The organism is Paenibacillus macquariensis (assembly GCF_900156375.1).
Classification (GTDB): Bacteria; Bacillota; Bacilli; order Paenibacillales; family Paenibacillaceae; genus Paenibacillus_AQ; species Paenibacillus_AQ macquariensis.
Map to the genome: position 1 here is coordinate 109,744 of NZ_FTNK01000007.1, position 16,521 is coordinate 126,264.

The 16,521-nt window shown below is 35.5% G+C and carries 13 protein-coding genes and 1 pseudogene; 3 read left to right on the forward strand and 11 right to left on the reverse strand.

Translation table 11 applies throughout. The features are described from left to right. Window positions 1-4 precede the first annotated feature (4 nt). The gene (locus BW961_RS14465) at window positions 5-973 is read right to left on the reverse strand and encodes an AAA family ATPase (protein WP_068587742.1); all 969 of its coding nucleotides are present in this window, start codon (window positions 971-973) and stop codon (window positions 5-7) included. 521 nt (window positions 974-1,494) lie between these two features. Here BW961_RS14465 and BW961_RS14470 point away from each other — a divergent pair. Further along, window positions 1,495-2,568: a M42 family metallopeptidase gene (locus BW961_RS14470; RefSeq protein WP_068587743.1), complete on the forward strand. Its 1,074-nt coding sequence runs from the start codon at window positions 1,495-1,497 to the stop codon at window positions 2,566-2,568. Window positions 2,569-2,798: 230 nt separating this feature from the next. Here BW961_RS14470 and sigK read toward each other — a convergent pair. The 4 genes and pseudogenes from sigK to BW961_RS14490 form a co-directional block, all read right to left on the reverse strand. Then, window positions 2,799-3,305: pseudogene (sigK, locus tag BW961_RS14475) on the reverse strand (RNA polymerase sporulation sigma factor SigK); the annotation flags it as partial. After that, window positions 3,292-4,932, reverse strand: coding sequence for a recombinase family protein (locus tag BW961_RS14480; RefSeq protein WP_068587746.1), 1,641 nt, complete (start codon window positions 4,930-4,932; stop codon window positions 3,292-3,294). The gene BW961_RS14480 and the pseudogene sigK, both read right to left, overlap by 14 nt. 85 nt (window positions 4,933-5,017) lie before the next feature. Beyond that, a complete protein-coding gene (locus tag BW961_RS14485; protein WP_068587748.1) occupies window positions 5,018-5,200 on the reverse strand; it encodes a hypothetical protein in 183 nt (60 codons plus the stop codon). A gap of 338 nt (window positions 5,201-5,538) precedes the next feature. After that, window positions 5,539-6,342, reverse strand: a complete 804-nt coding sequence (locus BW961_RS14490) for a hypothetical protein (RefSeq protein ID WP_068587750.1) — start codon at window positions 6,340-6,342, stop codon at window positions 5,539-5,541. Window positions 6,343-6,460: 118 nt separating this feature from the next. Between BW961_RS14490 and BW961_RS14495 the strand changes: the two genes are divergently transcribed. Then, window positions 6,461-7,213, forward strand: a complete 753-nt coding sequence (locus tag BW961_RS14495; protein WP_068587753.1) for a hypothetical protein — start codon at window positions 6,461-6,463, stop codon at window positions 7,211-7,213. 7 nt (window positions 7,214-7,220) lie between these two features. Here the strand turns inward: BW961_RS14495 and BW961_RS14500 are convergent, their stop codons facing one another. From BW961_RS14500 to BW961_RS14520, 5 genes are all read right to left on the reverse strand, one after another. Beyond that, window positions 7,221-8,783 (reverse strand): hypothetical protein, encoded by a 1,563-nt coding sequence (locus BW961_RS14500; RefSeq protein WP_139331654.1) that lies wholly within the window; start codon window positions 8,781-8,783, stop codon window positions 7,221-7,223. A gap of 22 nt (window positions 8,784-8,805) precedes the next feature. After that, the gene (locus BW961_RS14505) at window positions 8,806-9,063 is read right to left on the reverse strand and encodes a hypothetical protein (protein WP_068587757.1); all 258 of its coding nucleotides are present in this window, start codon (window positions 9,061-9,063) and stop codon (window positions 8,806-8,808) included. Between the two features lie 387 nt (window positions 9,064-9,450). Further along, the gene (locus tag BW961_RS14510; protein WP_068587760.1) at window positions 9,451-11,811 is read right to left on the reverse strand and encodes an AsnC family protein; all 2,361 of its coding nucleotides are present in this window, start codon (window positions 11,809-11,811) and stop codon (window positions 9,451-9,453) included. A 521-nt stretch (window positions 11,812-12,332) separates the two neighbouring features. Next, window positions 12,333-13,346 carry a hypothetical protein gene (locus tag BW961_RS14515; protein ID WP_068587762.1) on the reverse strand — a complete coding sequence of 338 codons (1,014 nt, stop codon included), beginning with the start codon at window positions 13,344-13,346 and terminating at the stop codon, window positions 12,333-12,335. Window positions 13,347-13,660: 314 nt separating this feature from the next. Beyond that, a complete protein-coding gene (locus BW961_RS14520) occupies window positions 13,661-14,284 on the reverse strand; it encodes a recombinase family protein (protein WP_068587764.1) in 624 nt (207 codons plus the stop codon). 723 nt (window positions 14,285-15,007) lie between these two features. Between BW961_RS14520 and BW961_RS14525 the strand changes: the two genes are divergently transcribed. Continuing rightward, a complete protein-coding gene (locus tag BW961_RS14525) occupies window positions 15,008-15,832 on the forward strand; it encodes a hypothetical protein (RefSeq protein WP_156510154.1) in 825 nt (274 codons plus the stop codon). Between the two features lie 125 nt (window positions 15,833-15,957). Here the strand turns inward: BW961_RS14525 and BW961_RS14530 are convergent, their stop codons facing one another. Next, window positions 15,958-16,470, reverse strand: a complete 513-nt coding sequence (locus tag BW961_RS14530) for a hypothetical protein (protein WP_068587768.1) — start codon at window positions 16,468-16,470, stop codon at window positions 15,958-15,960. Window positions 16,471-16,521: the final 51 nt, after the last annotated feature.

A 16,521-nucleotide genomic window follows, 5' to 3' on the forward strand; every position in this document is an offset into this window, starting at 1 on the left:
GAACTCATCCTTTATCGCCCATCATCATGGTCACAGGTACACTGACCCCTTGGATGATACTCCCTAGAACTGATTCCACATGAATGCTTTCAAGACGTGATTCTGAGCGCAGTAAAATACGGTGAGATAAGATATACGGGGCTAATTTCTTAACGTCATCTGGGAGTACGTAATCTCTTTCTTGTAGAAACGCATACGCTTTACACGCCATCATAAAAGCTAATGATGCTCTCGGACTAGCACCTAAAAGAACAGCCTGGTGATCACGCGTTCTTCGAATTAATTCAAGCATATAATCAACAACCACTTCATTTATATGTATATTTCGAATTTCTTGCTGAATGGTAGCAATGTGCTCCATATGGGTGACGGCTTCCAAGCGATCCACGGGTTGCCCTATCTGATGATTCAACAATAATTGTTTCTCTGTAGATGCGTCTGGATATCCGAGGTTAATCTTCATCATAAACCGATCAAGCTGAGCTTCTGGAAGCGTATATGTACCTTCGAAATCAATTGGATTCTGAGTTGCAATTAACATAAAGGGATGAGGGAGATCATGCGTTTCTCCATCCACCGTAACATTCCTCTCTTCCATCACTTCAAGCAGTGCTGATTGAGATTTAGTCGTTGCACGGTTAATTTCATCCACTAACAGTATATTGGTCATCACAGGACCCGGACGGAAATAAAATTGTTGGTCTCGTGGGTGAAATATGGACACGCCTGTAATATCACTTGGTAAAATATCAGGATTACATTGAATACGGCGATAATCACCGCTAATGGATTTCGCAAGGGCCTTTACCAGCTGAGTCTTACCTGTACCTGGAACATCTTCAATAAGAACATGACCACCAGCAAGAAGCGAAGTTAGCAGCAATTCTATTTCCACGGACTTCCCCAGTATGCATGATTCCAGATTAGAACGAAGCGCTGAAATGATTTGGATGGACTCTTTACGAATGGGCATAAGTTATGAACCCTCCTGTTATTTTACATTTATTACATTGTACATGATGTATAGTTCTAAGTATATTGGGCATAATCCCTAAATTGGACGTATTTTTTTATGCAAAATAAAAGCGATCATTGATAAGTGACAAGTTATTCGTGATTATTGATAATTCCAACGACCAACACAGAACTAAAGGAAATGAATAACTATAAATAGACAAATGAGCGTCTTTCGAAAGAAACTCGAAGACACTCATAAGACAACTCGTATGTTCGTTCTAAATTAAAAGAGATACAGCAATATGATGATCAACAAAATAAACAACACATAAATCACAATGCGTTTTCTCAACGTCAAATTCATGATATGTGCTCCTTTCTTTTGCCTAATACCGAGCATTCACCCATAGCCATGTTATTCCGTTCAGACGATAATGGTGCAGATCGTTTCTGTTATAGACAATCTATAAGACAAAGTTCATACTTAATACGATGAAAAATATCGTCATAACATAACTAAAAAGGAGTTTTCTTTCAATGAATCAAAAGACGATCGAGCTGTTCCGTACCCTTACAGAGTTTCCAGCTGCATCAGGATTTGAACGAGAATTGCGTGCATGGGTTAAGGATGCCATGTCATCATATACGGAAGAATTTGTGCAAGACCGACTTGGAAGTCTCTTTGGTGTTCTTCGCGGAGATGAGAGTGGTCCTAAAGTGATGGTTGCAGGACATTTTGACGAGGTAGGGTTTATAGTAACTGGTATTACACCTGCCGGTATGATTCGTTTCCAACCCCTTGGAGGTTGGTGGAGTCAGGCTGTACTTTCACAACGTCTTCAGATTATGACAGACAAGGGCCCTATTATCGGAGTCGTTGGGTCCACTCCACCGCATCTTCTAGATGAAGCATTACGTAGTAAACCTGTTGATATCAAATCGATGTATCTAGATATTGGTGCAGATGATCAAGCAGAGGCAGAATCCTTCGGTATTCATCCAGGACAACAAATCGTCCCTATCTGTGATTTCACACCACTTGCCAACCCTAAGAAGATCATGGCTAAAGCATGGGATAACCGCTATGGTGTAGGTCTTGCTATCGAATGTTTAGAAGCGCTTCACAAAGAGAAACTTCCGAATACGTTGTACATCGGTGCAACTGTGCAAGAAGAGTTGGGTTTACGTGGCGCTCGTACGTCTGCGAACCTAATCCAACCTGACATTTTCTTTGCTCTAGATGCCAGTGCAGCCAATGATATGACAGGTGACAAACAGTCCTTCGGGCATATCGGAAATGGTGCATTACTACGTATTTTTGATCCTTCTATGCTTACCCATCGCGGACTTGTGGAATATGTGCAAGATACGGCAGATACGCACAAAATTAAATATCAATACTTTGTGTCACCAGGTGGCACAGATGCTGGTCAAGTCCATCTTAGTGGCATCGGTGTTCCTTCGACAGTCATTGGAATCTGTTCCCGCTACATTCACACATCGTCTTCCATCATACATACAGACGATTATGAAGCTGCTAAAGAGCTACTGATCACCTTGGTGAAGGGTTTGGATCGTACGACGTTGAATACGATTATTGAACGGAGCTAAGGGCTGGATTAAGCAACCAAGTGCATATAGATAGTGTTAACCGCCGAGAGCTGAGAGCTTTCGGCGGTTTTTTGATAAAGATTTAAGCAGGATTATACATTACACCATTCAATTCAAATCACGTCATATCCATTAGCGTAATTTCTTTACCTTCTTTATCTGTGTCTATCTACTCATGCAAAAAACCGCTCGGCATTTCCACCGAAACGGCGTTACTCGTAAAGTTGTATTTAGCGCTTCACCTTATAAAACTCATGATATAGCTTCATCAATGCTCGCTTCTCAATTCGTGACACATAACTGCGACTAATCCCAAGTTCCTTCGCAATCTCCCGTTGTGTACGTTCCTCTCCCCCATGCTCCAGTCCGAATCGACCTTTAATGACTTCCTGCTCACGTGGGTCCAATATGTCCAGGTTACGATAGATTTTACTCTTCTCAATCTTCAGTTGAACGAGATCCGCTACGTCGTCTGCTTCACTACCTAGAATATCTATCAATGTAATTTCGTTGCCTTCTTTATCCGTACCAATTGGGTCATGGAGAGATACGTCTTTACGTGTTTTTTTGAGGGAACGCAAATGCATTAATATTTCGTTTTCTATACATCGAGCCGCAAAGGTTGCTAATTTCGTTCCTTTTCCCGTTTGAAAGCTTTCAATAGCTTTAATTAATCCAATGGTTCCAATGGAGATCAGATCTTCGAGATCTTCGCCTGTGTTGTCAAATTTCTTGAGGTGTTAGTTCCAAAACAAGGTTGTTTTCAGTGTCATTATAGAATCCATTTAAGTATCCGTAAAAAGAAACATTGAATTGTTTATTTTCTTCGTTATAAGAAATGATAATCTCATCAATCATTCGATCTAATATTTCTCTCTTCTTTTCATCATGGAGCATGTCATTTTCTAAGAGGTCTTTATACTGTCTTGCATATTCCAACATTAAATCTTCAGACATTGATTGGCGCTGTATTATTGAAACTTTATCTTCAATCTTTTCAATTTCAAAGTCAAATTTTGAAATGTCTTTCATTACTTCATTCATATCGTTATCCAATTCTTCTTCACTAATTATGCCCTTGCGATACATATGTTTAATTTTCTCTTTCTCTTTCTCCTTTTCTAAGCGTTGTTTTTTATATGTCATGAGAACCTTGTCCAAGTCTTCAGTTGATTTATCTTCATTTAAATTGTTTTTTAAATTCTCAGGATTCTTAATTGCCTGAACAATCATATTCCAAACAAATTCATCTAAAACATCTGTTCTAACTGTTGGGATATTACATCTTTCTATACCTTCGCCATACTTCCTAGGATATTTATTAGCACACCTATATATTTGATAGGTCGTAGTTCCTTTTTTTGTTTTCGAACTATATGTTGTGGATTCCCATTTTCGCCCACAATGAGCACACTTCATCATACCTTTTAATAGATAAAATTGTTTTACATTTCTACCTTTTCGAGTCAAATTTTTCTTCTTCTGTTGTTGAGCAATTTCAAACAAACCAAGATCAATAATTGGAGGAATATTTACAAGAATCCAATCTCCCTTATCTCTTATGGTGTAGGTTTTTTTCGTTTTACCAGATGCAGTCTTATTACTCTTACCGCCTTCTTCACGCTTCACTTTTTTTGTAGCCCTTTTATTATAATAATATTTACCAATGAACGCTTCATTTGATAGAATGCGTCCTATACTGGATGCGCTCCAATTTCTTGATTCTGCACGTTTAGGCATAGCTCCTAACAAATACAACTGTTCTCCTATCTCTTTAAGCGTCTTAAATTCATAAACATACCATTGATAAATCAATTTTACATACTCTGCTTCTGATTCATTTATAACCAGTTGTTGATTTATCATGTCATATCCGTAAGGCGCAACACGCATTGGCATTATCTTCCCATGATCTCTAACTGCCTTTTTTCTTCCTCCAACTGTTCTGCTTCTAATTTGTGATAATTCGTACTGAGCAATCGAACTCATTAAATTAAAAAATAGCTGACCTTCGGGAGTGTTTTTATACTCAACATCATGGAAAATCAAGTTAACTTCTCTATTTTCTAGCTCTCTACAAACACTCACCTTCACATATAAATCTCTAGATAATCTGTCTGGATGTGTAATGATCAGAGTGTTAATTTTATTATTCCTAATGTCTGTCCTTAGGCGGTCTAACTCTGGTCTATCAAGGTCTTCTCCTGTTACGCCTTCTTCTCTGTATATAGCGATATCTTGCTCGTTAATATTCATTTCCCTAGCTTTCTTCAAGCATGTTTCTTGTTGAGTATCTAAACTTGTTCCTTCTGTGGCTTGCGATTCTGTGCTTACCCTAACATATATGGCAGTTAGCAATTCCATTTATTAATTAACACCTCATTTGTTTTGTGTTCATCTGATTATATATTACGTTTATATTCAAAACAAGGTAAAAAGGACGAATGCACTAAGCATCGTCCGTTGGATTAAAAGAAGATAATTGCATTGAAGGAATTTTCATTTCCCCAAGAATAATTTCTATCACTTTTTTTAAGGGTTCATCATTGTTTATGTATTTCTCTGGAAGAGGATTAAATACAGGAACGAAAGTGAAACCAATTTTTTTGGTATTTTTTATTGTAATAGTCATACTCACCTCTTGTATTGTGTTTATATTAAAGAAATATGATTCTGAAAACTTGTCTTATTACAAAAAATTGTAGATGCATGTCCTTGACGCTCGTTTAACGCTTTATATGTATTTGTCTCATACTCTACTCTTCTTAATGAAACTACTTGCTTAGAAACGATTTTGTAACGTCTAAGCTGAAGCAGTTAATCCGTGAATATATTATTTCTTTGTTTCTAATGTTATCCTTCTACATTCAACCGCCACATTCGACGTTTAAGACTCGCTAAGTTGTATTGCTATATTGGTTAGGCATCCTACTCCAAGTCGCTTAGGATGCCTCCCACTTCGTTTTAACTCTATGTATTGTTGTATTGCTTCAATAATACTGAAACGTAGGGAAATGTAATCTGTTGCTTGATTATTCTAGTTTCGCCATTCGAGTCCTCAATTGTCCCGATAGGAATCCAAGCTGTATACTCTTCATCATCTTCGTAGTTATACTCCTCCATGGGTTCAAGCCCAAGGGTTACGGCTTCACTCTGTATAAGATAATGCTTGCCATCCACTTCAAATATCTTACCTGTGTCAACTTTATTATTGATTCCTATAAATTTTAACGCTTCTTTTTTATGTTGGAATCTCTCGAATTTCTTTTGCCCACTCAGGTCAAAATTGATTTGGAATACATAACATGGCTTACTCAGAGCCTTGCTGGCATTTGCGCTATGTGTGAGGGGGGAAATATTTTCTAAACGGTAACCCACTGATCGGTCTTCAGAAAGACGATCCACCGTGGGTCTAGCACTAAGCTTTTGTTTTGATTCTATAAATTTCCCAGTCATGACCACCCACTCTTTCCAAAACTCAGGTTTGTGGTTGATAATATCTCTACACATCGAATTAGAGTCGCTCCAATCAATGTGAACATCAAGGTAAGGTTTTTGTGCTTTATAGCGAATTGCATTAATCCGAGCCTCACATGAGCCATAGAGAAGATAAGCTGCAAATTCTGTTTCCTCTTTAATCAATCCACTTTTTATACTATTTTTTACAAATACCCACCCTCGAACTTTGTTGTTTTTATCCCCATATTTGGAGGTGAACTCTTTTAACTCACTTGGTTGTAGTTTATATCTAGGAATTGTACATCTTCCTTTCAAATTTTATTGTCATGAAATACAACTTTCATATTAATTGTATGCTGTATCTTGTATAATATTGGAATATGATAGGAGAAATTCTCCTTATTAAAATAATTAAAAGTGAAGAGGTATAACTATGAAAAAAATCGGTTATTTAGCTACTGGATTAGTCATTGGAATGGCATTAACTGTAGTAACTCCTGTTCTTGCAGATACAGCTAAGACAATTTCAGCAAAACTCAATAGTACTGTTAAAGTTGCTATTAATGGAAAGGATACTAAATTAAATACTCGACCAATTATCTATGATAATATTAACTACTTATCTGTAGGTGAGATAGGTCGTGCCTTAGGATTGAGTGTAATCTATAACAAGACTTCAGATACTATTATGATTGATGATGATAATTTACCAATTACACAAACAACAACAGCTACTACAGTGGCAACACCACCAGTTGAAAGCGGTAAAGAGGTACAAAAGGTTAAGATTGGTGAATCAATTACTAAGGATGGAATTACTGTTTCGATTGATAAGATTGAATATGTGACTAAGGAAGAGATAGATGGTATTTTCTTAGATAAAGGATTTAAAGTATATACAACTGTGACTAATAACTCAGACGTAGGTATATCTTTAGGTAGAATGTACAATTTCGGAACTGGTAATTTAATAACAGACAAGCAATTAAACTATCTTGGAAACACAATATTCCTTAAGGTTAATGGTAAACTCGATATGGGAGAACTATTGACCAAAGGTGAAACGGCTACTGGTTTTATTTTTTACAGTTTTAGCACAGATGTAAATATAAAAGAAATTAGTTACTTACCTAATAAAGAGTTTACTCAATCCCAAGTACCGATGGGCACTTGGACAATTGAATAAATATTTATTAGAACCCTACGAATGATTTCACATACAAACTAGCATTGATTCTTCCTAGTTGAGTTGATGTTAATTCAATAGTGTGCCATCCTGTTGTTGTTATCCATTGTGTAATATCAACCGTATTCTCTGAACTGCTGTACGTTCCACCTCTAATTACTCCATCAATTGAGATACGTACACCTGTAGCATATGAACTTTCATAAATTCCATAGTCAATGTCGTGTGAATGAGAAGGCATTGATATGGAATGTGCGTGTTCGGGCATAGAAATGTCATGAGAATGTGCCGGAACTGTAAAACTATGAGAATGAGAATTTAACGATATTGGATGCCGATGACCACCAGAAGGAACCCACGGTACATACCCACTTACAGTATTACCCGTACCCCAAATAGCCAGGCGAGTATTTTCAACAACACCATGGTTATGACCTCCCACGCCAGAAATGTAAGTGCCATCTGTTTCAGTATTTCCAGACACATTCTCTGGCAGTGTTGATTTTGATGCAAAGCTCCGTTCAAGTGTTGTTGTCAAATCAATTCTCTCTGAACGTGTAGTATTCAAATCAATAATTTTACTCAATGCGCCTTTACTATGTGCTCTAAATCTCTCCAACGTAATATTAAGCATAACTTTCCTAATACTAATCATGCCATCATCTACATAAAACTTAAGCTTCAAACCATGAGTGCTATCCACATTGTCTGCCAGTTGAATACTATCTACTTGAACAATACCATTTTCATCTAACACAACGTCACCCATGGGCGAGAGCAATTTTAAACCATATGTACCTTTGGTATACTCCCCTAGTTGAACCTTCGTTTTCTTATTTTGATCCTTGATCGTTAGCAAATTACCCTCAATTGTAAATGAACCAGTGTCATCTGCTATCTGTAGCTTATTTCCTAGTATGTAATGTCCCTCATTTTGTTTATAATCCTCAAAGTTTAATAAATCTTTGCTATCTTCAATCTTATATGTATTGTGTGAAATAATGCCTTTAACTTTGTCGAACTCGTACATATGAAAATTCCCACCTACGGCTTCGCATGACAGTTTATTGTATATTGCTTTAAACACTTCAACTGGTTTCAATTTATCTTTAACCCTATTGGCAATGCTTGTAGCCTCTTGTCCTAAAATACCTGCTGTAGCAAATACATATCCTTCATTTCTGGTAATAGGGTATTCTAATACTTCAAAATGGTTGGTGCTATTGAAATTATAAAGCATGTTTTGATACTTATTTCCCTTCTTCAGTGAGGCTATAACAGTGCAATCCATATAACCAACCCCAAATGAATCAACGTGTTCTGGATATGTATCTTCAAATAACTTACCCTTTTCTATCAAGATGCTTTGCAGTTTCTCAATGCTATGATCTGTCCCTAACTTAAACGCTTCTATTGCCTCTCTAGATAATGACGAATATCCAGATATAAAGATTATTTTATTGTCGATGCTAAAGATCTTCTCTGCCATATCGTTCATTCTATATATATTCCCATTAATCGTTGTGCTTTCTCTTGTATCTGCGGTGATAAATACCTTCTCTTTATTCATTAATATGCAACATAAACTCATTCTATTTATCGTCTCCTTTAATTTCAACATTCTCAAAGCTAACTACCATCTCTTTTAGTTCTGAAAGATCATAAGTTTTCCCGTCATTTTCCAATGTTCCACCGTTATCTTTCAATTCAATAATGGTTCGGAACAAATCTCCCCCATCAAATTTGTCCATTGGATATTTAATATTCGCATTCTCAAATTTAAAAGCAATATGTACTCTTTCTTGTGAAACTTCCTCGATTTTTAGCTCGTTTAATGATTCATTATTCATTCTAATTTTCTCCTTTTATTGGTATGTATTTTACTATTTGCTTACATTTGAAGCGGGATTCAGTCTCCCGCTCCCTCTACTAATGTTAATTACAAGCTTACATCTCGATCACCTCCTTAAAATTAGATGCAAGAAAGAAAGGTCAGTGAAAAGGATATTTAAAATCTCCTTCTGACCAAGACTTATTTTTCATTTTCAACCCCGCAACTAAAACTTGTATCAAACCACCTCATATCTATATCTCTTAATAAGTCTAATGATACATGGTGGTGCGATACGATGATTTAGTTGACAATTATTAATTAAGCTATCCATCTATAATCTAATTGAGCAAGCTAGTAAACACGATAAACATTATGTATATATGACGCTATTACAACCGTACTATTAACCATTATTCTTAATAACATTGGACACGTATTGCCTACTACAACCAACCATCTTAGCAATTTTATTATAGGACAAACTTGAATCCTGCTGTGTTAGTCTTATTATCTTACTAGCCATACCTTCAGCCTCAATTTGAATACTCTTCTCAACAACTTCTGGATGATAAATAAATCCCTTAACATTCCCAGGGATACCGAATTTGTTCCTTATTGATTTGTTCACTCTCGTTCTACTTAATTCCTCATGATGCGTGATTACTGGCATGTTCAAAACTAATTTCTTACTTATAAAATTACGGTACCATCTCAGCATGTTCACATCGTTATCATGAATTTCTAATAAATCTATTGCTTCAGATTTCTTATTCTTTATGTATTTAAATGTATTTCTAAATTCTTGTTTAATATCAAAGTCTGGAATGACAATGTTATCAATAATCTCGTTATCATATGTATAGCTCTTTCTATGAATCAACTCTGCAACAACACGCTCAATTTCTGATGTTATAGATTGATTTAAACTACTAATCTCCTCTTCTACCCTATCAGGATATATACGATTAGCTTCTTCACTTCCACGCAATCTCAACACTTGCTCTCTATTGAATCCTGATATAGTCAAACCTTTTTTATAAAAGAATTTAGCCATCTCTTCAGCTAATATAAGTCGATCTGTATCTAAGCTTACCACCTCATAATACCTGCTCATGTTCGTGTAATGAATCGTCTTTCCATTTCGTTCTATGCCCTTCTGCTGATACTCTCTAGCTCTCTTTTGTAACTCATCAGGCAACTCAGAAACACCAACACAATTTAATAAGAACATAAATATCAAGATGACTGCCTTCGTATTAGCCATATCTATGTTACGTAGACTAGATTCATTAATGCTCAAGACATCCTCTATGACCTTCCCCATTGGAGCGAATACAATTGGATTGTTCATCCCTTTCACCTTGGCAAGCTGTGGTAGCTTACGTCTAGCAACCTCATGAATCTGAATTAGTAATCCTAGTGTTCCTTTGGTGTCTAAAAACTTCGTTAGAAAGGGATAGAGTTCACGTAACTCTATGTCATATTTAAATCGTGAAAGGAATTCAGTGTTAAAATCTATTAGTCTCTCTTGGTCTTGCTGCCACTCCGTTTTAACTTCGGCTATATTATAAAGCTCTTTTAAGTAATCGAATGATTTATGTATTGGAAATCTCGTAAGTCGCTCCATAATTTGAATAATATCGTAATGGACGCCACAATTTGAGCTATGGCATTTATAAAAGTATTTGTCTCCATGCGGATATATAGTCCCGCTACTTGAATTACTACTGTTATGAAATAGACAAAAGAATCTGTCTGACTCCATACCAAGCAAGTGTTTTAAATTCTGCTTTTTTAAATATTGCCTGATATCATCTCGATCTATGTAACATAACTCCGGTTGTTTATCTAAACCTAGCCTTTTCTTTAATTCGGGTAACCCTTTAAATCCTTGGCTTATCAATGGAATATTGCCAATCATCATTAATGAATAATCTATACCTCTCCTAGAAGGTATCCCTCCAGCTTTTGACAGCTCCTTGGTGTTGTATAGAGGCTTCTTTCTATCATTCACACACAACAACGACTCCTTGTTATTCTGTGCGACAATCCCCCTTAAAATAGACAATACACTTTCTGCGTCATAGGAGATTTTAGGATTCCACTCATTCAATTGAATAGTAAATGGATCATTCCGATCTTTTAAATGCTGTGTTAGTGGTACTCTAAGGAGTCTTGCTGGATTTTTAACTGCTAAATCCCCATTAAGACAATAGATAAGTAATCCTTCTATTGCTTCAAACTGATGTTTCTGAGTCTCTTGCTTCAAAAAATAATAGACATGGAATCCATTCTTAGTCTCAACAATTCCACTTGGAATAAGAGCATTTGTTCTAAGATCATCAATTCGCCTCATAAAAATCTGTTTATATTGTACTTTTTCAGAATTATTGAGTGAATTAAACTTTTCCGTTACAAGATTTTTTAACTCAGCACCATTACCTTCAAAACCTTCATTAATAAATTCATACTCTATTTCATCTTTAATATCTAAATCAGCGAAAACAGACCTGAAATCTGTTATCTCAGCGTCTTTATACCCTCCACCATTAGGTAGAAAGTAAATACCGTATCCTTTTTCATTCCACATTTCAAATTCTTTAACAGCTTCTCTACTGTAATACTTCATCTTGCTTTTATGAGGAAAGTTACTCACTTTTCCGCTATTATCTTTTAGTAGTCCCTGTTCATATATGTACTCAAAGTTAACTTGCCCATTGTTACTAATTGTAGTAAAAAAATCCTTTGTTTTGATATCAATCAAAGACAAAATATCCCCCTTATATTGAGCAGGAGAACTATTTATTTCACAGACTCCTGCTCTGTAAAATAAATGCAATAATATAAATTCCAATCTTAGTAAACCCGTGGTAGAATATGTATGTGAATTTTAACAATTTTCAAGCTATTTTAGTTCAAACATCCACCTCTTAAAGTATACCTTCCGTTTTCTCCTCTCATCATATTTTTAATAATTTCCGAGCTATTTAAGTTTCAAAGATCAGTGTGCCGTTGCGTTGCTTTATGTATCTTGCTACTTTCCTTCTTCCTACTTCAATAATATACCATGGGTAATTTTAGAAGTCAACACCTCCGTCAATACTATTCCAAGTTTTTTGATATACTCATCTGATATACTGCGTACTTGTCATATCTACTTCTTATTTGAGAACCCTATATAGATGAAGAGAAAAATTCAGCGGAATGAATTCACCTTGAACACTACCTCATTGATAATTTGGGTAAAGAAAAAAGCCCACCGATTAAGGGCTTAAGAAAGAGTCGTTAGTTTTGTATTGTTGTCACAATTCCATCGTCTAAGTAAACGTAATTTCCGTTCCCGTAAACCCATTGTTCACTTGTGCCATATCGCGTAGTTGTTCTATTAATATCCTTTGGAGTCCCCCATTTAGAATTTATCAATTCATCCTGAGTCATACCAATAAAGGGATTCGGTTTACTGGATTCTATATTTCTCCTTATCTCTGCATCAATATTATCTCGTTTAATTTTAGCAAGAATGGTTTCCCTATTGGCATAATCTTCTATCCACTTGTCTTTACTCTGATGCGATAATTTGAATTCCATAATATGTTTTGCATATCTTCCATTGTAGTCGAGAGGGATATCTAGTAAATAATTCATCATTCCTTCATCGTCTCCGCCTTGACCACTCATATGATAATGCGCAAAATTATATATTGCATCAAAATCTGTGTCTGAACTCGTATATGGCGAGGCTAAAGATGCTACTATGCTGAATTCTCCGTTGTCCATTGCTTTATCAATTTTTCCCCAAAGTAACTCTTTTTGTATTTTTTCCTGTGCAGTTACCTTCTTATAATACTCTGATAGTTCTAATTTGAATGTATCTTTAAAACCCAAAAACTGTTTGTTAAAAACTCCATTATACTCTTCACGATTTAGTGTATCTAAATTCTTTGAAATGGTCTCATAGTTAACATGAGTTTCGCCTTGCTTTAATTTAATTACATCCTGCCTAATCTTAATATATTTTCTAATAAAATCCATATCATCTATCATAGAAACATCTGTATTATAGATTAAGATTTCTGCATCATCCCAGTTTTCATCAGATATAAATTGATATAGTTTTATCTGTTCTGGTGCGTCTGCTACTCTTGTCAGCTGTGTCTTAACTTCATTTGTATCCGTAGACTCGTTAGTATTGGAACCGCCTATGATATCTTTACTTTCTCCTCCACATCCAACTAAGCCAATAACGATCATAATTCCAGTAATGCCTATCACAACCCTCTTCTTTATCGTACACACCATCAAATACCCCCTGAACATTTTACCTAAATTCTACCATCAGCCATCTAATAGGTATATAGAATTAGAAAATTAGAAGGCTAGTGATCTAGAGGAACTATTCCACGCTGCATAATGTTTGTGTAAATTAAATCCTCCAGAACCATTTTGGTATTCAAAGGTTACAAAGTTGTAATATCTAAATTGGAGAATCGAATCGTAGTAATATTTCAGGTTGAGTGTCGGAGTGGATGTGCTACGGGGGTAATCGCAAATGAAAGGCAATATTAAGATGTAAATATCCCCCCCACCTGTCTGATTCCAAAATAAAAAGCCCTTTATACTGGGCTTGTGGTTGCTTGTGCTTCATGTTCTTTCACTCTACGATAGAATGTATTAGGCTTCATATCAACACGTCTCATAGCTTCTACTGCTGTTATATTACCTTGCTTCCATTCCTTGTACACTTCCTCAAACTCTACACTTATAGCTTGTTTAGGTCGTCCAAACACTACACCACTGTTTAATGCTGTAGCTATTCCTTCTGCTTGTCTTCCGTTTATCTTCTCTCTCTCACGTTCAGCCATATATGATAATAGTTCAAGTACAATACTACTTATAACTTGTTCTAAGCCATTTTGATACTTTCTAGTATCTAAGATATCCATATCCAGAATTACAATATGAGCGCCTATATCCTGTGTGATTGCTTTCCATTCATTCTTAATATCCATTGCATTACGTCCTAATCGATCAAGTTCTTTAATGAATAGGATATCACCTTTCCTAAGACTGTTCTTCATTAATTGATATCCAGTTCTATTCGTATCCTTTCCACTCATTTTATCTATGTACATGTCACGATCCAGTATTTCTAAGTCTTTCATTGCTTCAAGCTGTCTTGCTTCATTTTGATCTTTACTTGAAACACGGATATAACCAAAGTGTCTAATGTCGCTCATCTCTATCACTCTTTCCTTATATGTCCTAAGAATATTATACTATATGCATGTCAAAATATACAACAATTTATTGACATAGTTCATAACTTATTTTATATGTTTTGACAAATACCATAACATATACTTAAACACTTATGACATATGATTCAAATAGTATACTTTCTGACATAGTGAAAGACTGAACGAATCGTTCATGTATCCTTTTCATTAGAAACGTATGTAGTATGTGTTGTCTATTAGCTTTCAATCAGTACAGCCAGTGTTCACATAGAATAAACATCCATCGTCCATTGTATCGTCATCAATTCGTAATCCTCGGCTAATGATCATAAACCCAATGTTCAAGCTGATTACTCATGTCATGTGTCTATGAACAAAGTCCTATCGTAACTTGTATCGTAATTCCTCATAAAACCTAGTAAACATAAGGATATTTTTAACGTTACGCATTCAAAACACATACATCGTAATTGCTATCGTAATTAAAACAGTAAATCATCTAGAAAGGTAGTCATACCAAGGGTTTTAAGTATTTTTCAGCAAACTTTACATTTGTCTATTTTCCTTAAAAACGTTGATATTACTGGGTTTTGCATATATACTCATATCGTATCGTAATCGTAACAGAAATCGAGGAATGCAACACATATTTATTCATTTTAATGCATATTAATACATAACTCAAAGATATCTGATATGACTTTCTTGAATTAAAAATAGGGGGTGCTTACAATAGAAACTAAATTTATATATGTTTCATTGGGTATTACTGGGTTTGGATTTTTAATGCTATTTTCTAATGCTGTATTTGGTTTTATATTAATTCTCATCGGTCTGTTTGGATTCACTTGTAGCTGTGCTTATTCATTACTATCCTTCAAAGGTACAATGGGAAAAATGAAGGTGTCTACTGAAAGAGCTTTTTCCACAGTCCCAGATTTCACTCCTACTAAGAAATATGTTTCTTCTTTTAACGGAACTATCTTGGCAATTGACGAACATAGAAATAAAATAGTAGTCAGCGTAGCAAGCCATAACTACATATTTATTAATAAGAACATTAGAACTACTGAAGTTCTGATGTTTAACGGTCAGCTATCAAAGAGATCAAAGAGTGGTATGTTAGGTGGCGCAATTGTTGGAGAATTACTGGCTGGAAGTACAGGAGCCATTATAGGTGGACTTTCTGCCAACAGAACTATCGAAACGACCACAAGAGGCATATTTCTAAAAATACTTATTGATGATATTAGAATGCCTACCTTTGAAATACCCTTCTTCGTTAGTTCTAAGGAAGTATCTATTAAAGATTTCAAAGTTTCTAATGCAATCTCAGAAGCTAATAGATGGAACGATATTTTAATTAATTCATCCCAACAACCTACCGTTCCAACAGATTTAAAATTCGATGGTCTTAATGATGATACTGTTCAACGGAATCGGCACTATCTACAGGATGAGCTTAAAAAAATTGAGGAACTGTTAGAACTAAGAGAGATATCAAGTGATGAATATCAATCTATGAAGAATCGTCTAATTAGCAAATAATATCTATTCTTATAAAATGACTAAGACACATGAATTTTAAGCGTAGGAGTATTCACTTTTATTCAATCAAGTCATCTTCTCCTCCAATTGCTCTTTTTCACGTTAAATAAGTAAAAAGCAACCGACTATATGCCAGTTGCTTCTCTCTCAACATAATATTTATTCGTCATATACCACGCCTTGCCTTCAACTGTATCTACTATTCCAACCTTCCTATCCATAAACACCAAGCTGTTACATTCCTTGCACGATGACTTTGTTCTGTATTTAGATAAACCTTCTTCATATGATGCTCCACATTTACAATCTACCTGAATCAATAGTCTTTCTTCGCTCTGCTGCCTGTATGCCACAGCCAACTGATTACTTCCATCTTCAACTTTGCTGCTTTCTACTATTGGCTGCGTTGGAACTATGTACTCTCTTTGCTCTGAACTATTATTATGAACCTTAAAATCTGCTACTAAATCCGAATTAAGTCCAAACCATTCCATACCTATCGCTGTTACATATTTTTTATTATTACTATATGCTTCTATCCAATCCTTTATCTGCTCACCAGACAATGGGACAGTACCTTTCACACCACTATTTAATGTATACGTCATAATATGCAATACTTGATCCACTTGACCCATATAGCTTATCTACACCTCCGAACATCAATATACTACAGATAGATAGTTTTC

What these genes read in the sequence shown, in the direction of transcription:
- BW961_RS14465 (WP_068587742.1), bottom strand. Translation starts at nt 973, where the DNA reads ATGCCCATTCGTAAAGAGTCCATCCAAATCATTTCAGCGCTTCGTTCT.
- BW961_RS14470 (WP_068587743.1), top strand. Translation starts at nt 1,495, where the DNA reads ATGAATCAAAAGACGATCGAGCTGTTCCGTACCCTTACAGAGTTTCCA.
- BW961_RS14480 (WP_068587746.1), bottom strand. Translation starts at nt 4,932, where the DNA reads ATGGAATTGCTAACTGCCATATATGTTAGGGTAAGCACAGAATCGCAA.
- BW961_RS14485 (WP_068587748.1), bottom strand. Translation starts at nt 5,200, where the DNA reads ATGACTATTACAATAAAAAATACCAAAAAAATTGGTTTCACTTTCGTT.
- BW961_RS14495 (WP_068587753.1), top strand. Translation starts at nt 6,461, where the DNA reads ATGAAAAAAATCGGTTATTTAGCTACTGGATTAGTCATTGGAATGGCA.
- BW961_RS14500 (WP_139331654.1), bottom strand. Translation starts at nt 8,783, where the DNA reads ATGAATAAAGAGAAGGTATTTATCACCGCAGATACAAGAGAAAGCACA.
- BW961_RS14505 (WP_068587757.1), bottom strand. Translation starts at nt 9,063, where the DNA reads ATGAATAATGAATCATTAAACGAGCTAAAAATCGAGGAAGTTTCACAA.
- BW961_RS14515 (WP_068587762.1), bottom strand. Translation starts at nt 13,346, where the DNA reads ATGGTGTGTACGATAAAGAAGAGGGTTGTGATAGGCATTACTGGAATT.
- BW961_RS14520 (WP_068587764.1), bottom strand. Translation starts at nt 14,284, where the DNA reads ATGAGCGACATTAGACACTTTGGTTATATCCGTGTTTCAAGTAAAGAT.
- BW961_RS14530 (WP_068587768.1), bottom strand. Translation starts at nt 16,470, where the DNA reads ATGGGTCAAGTGGATCAAGTATTGCATATTATGACGTATACATTAAAT.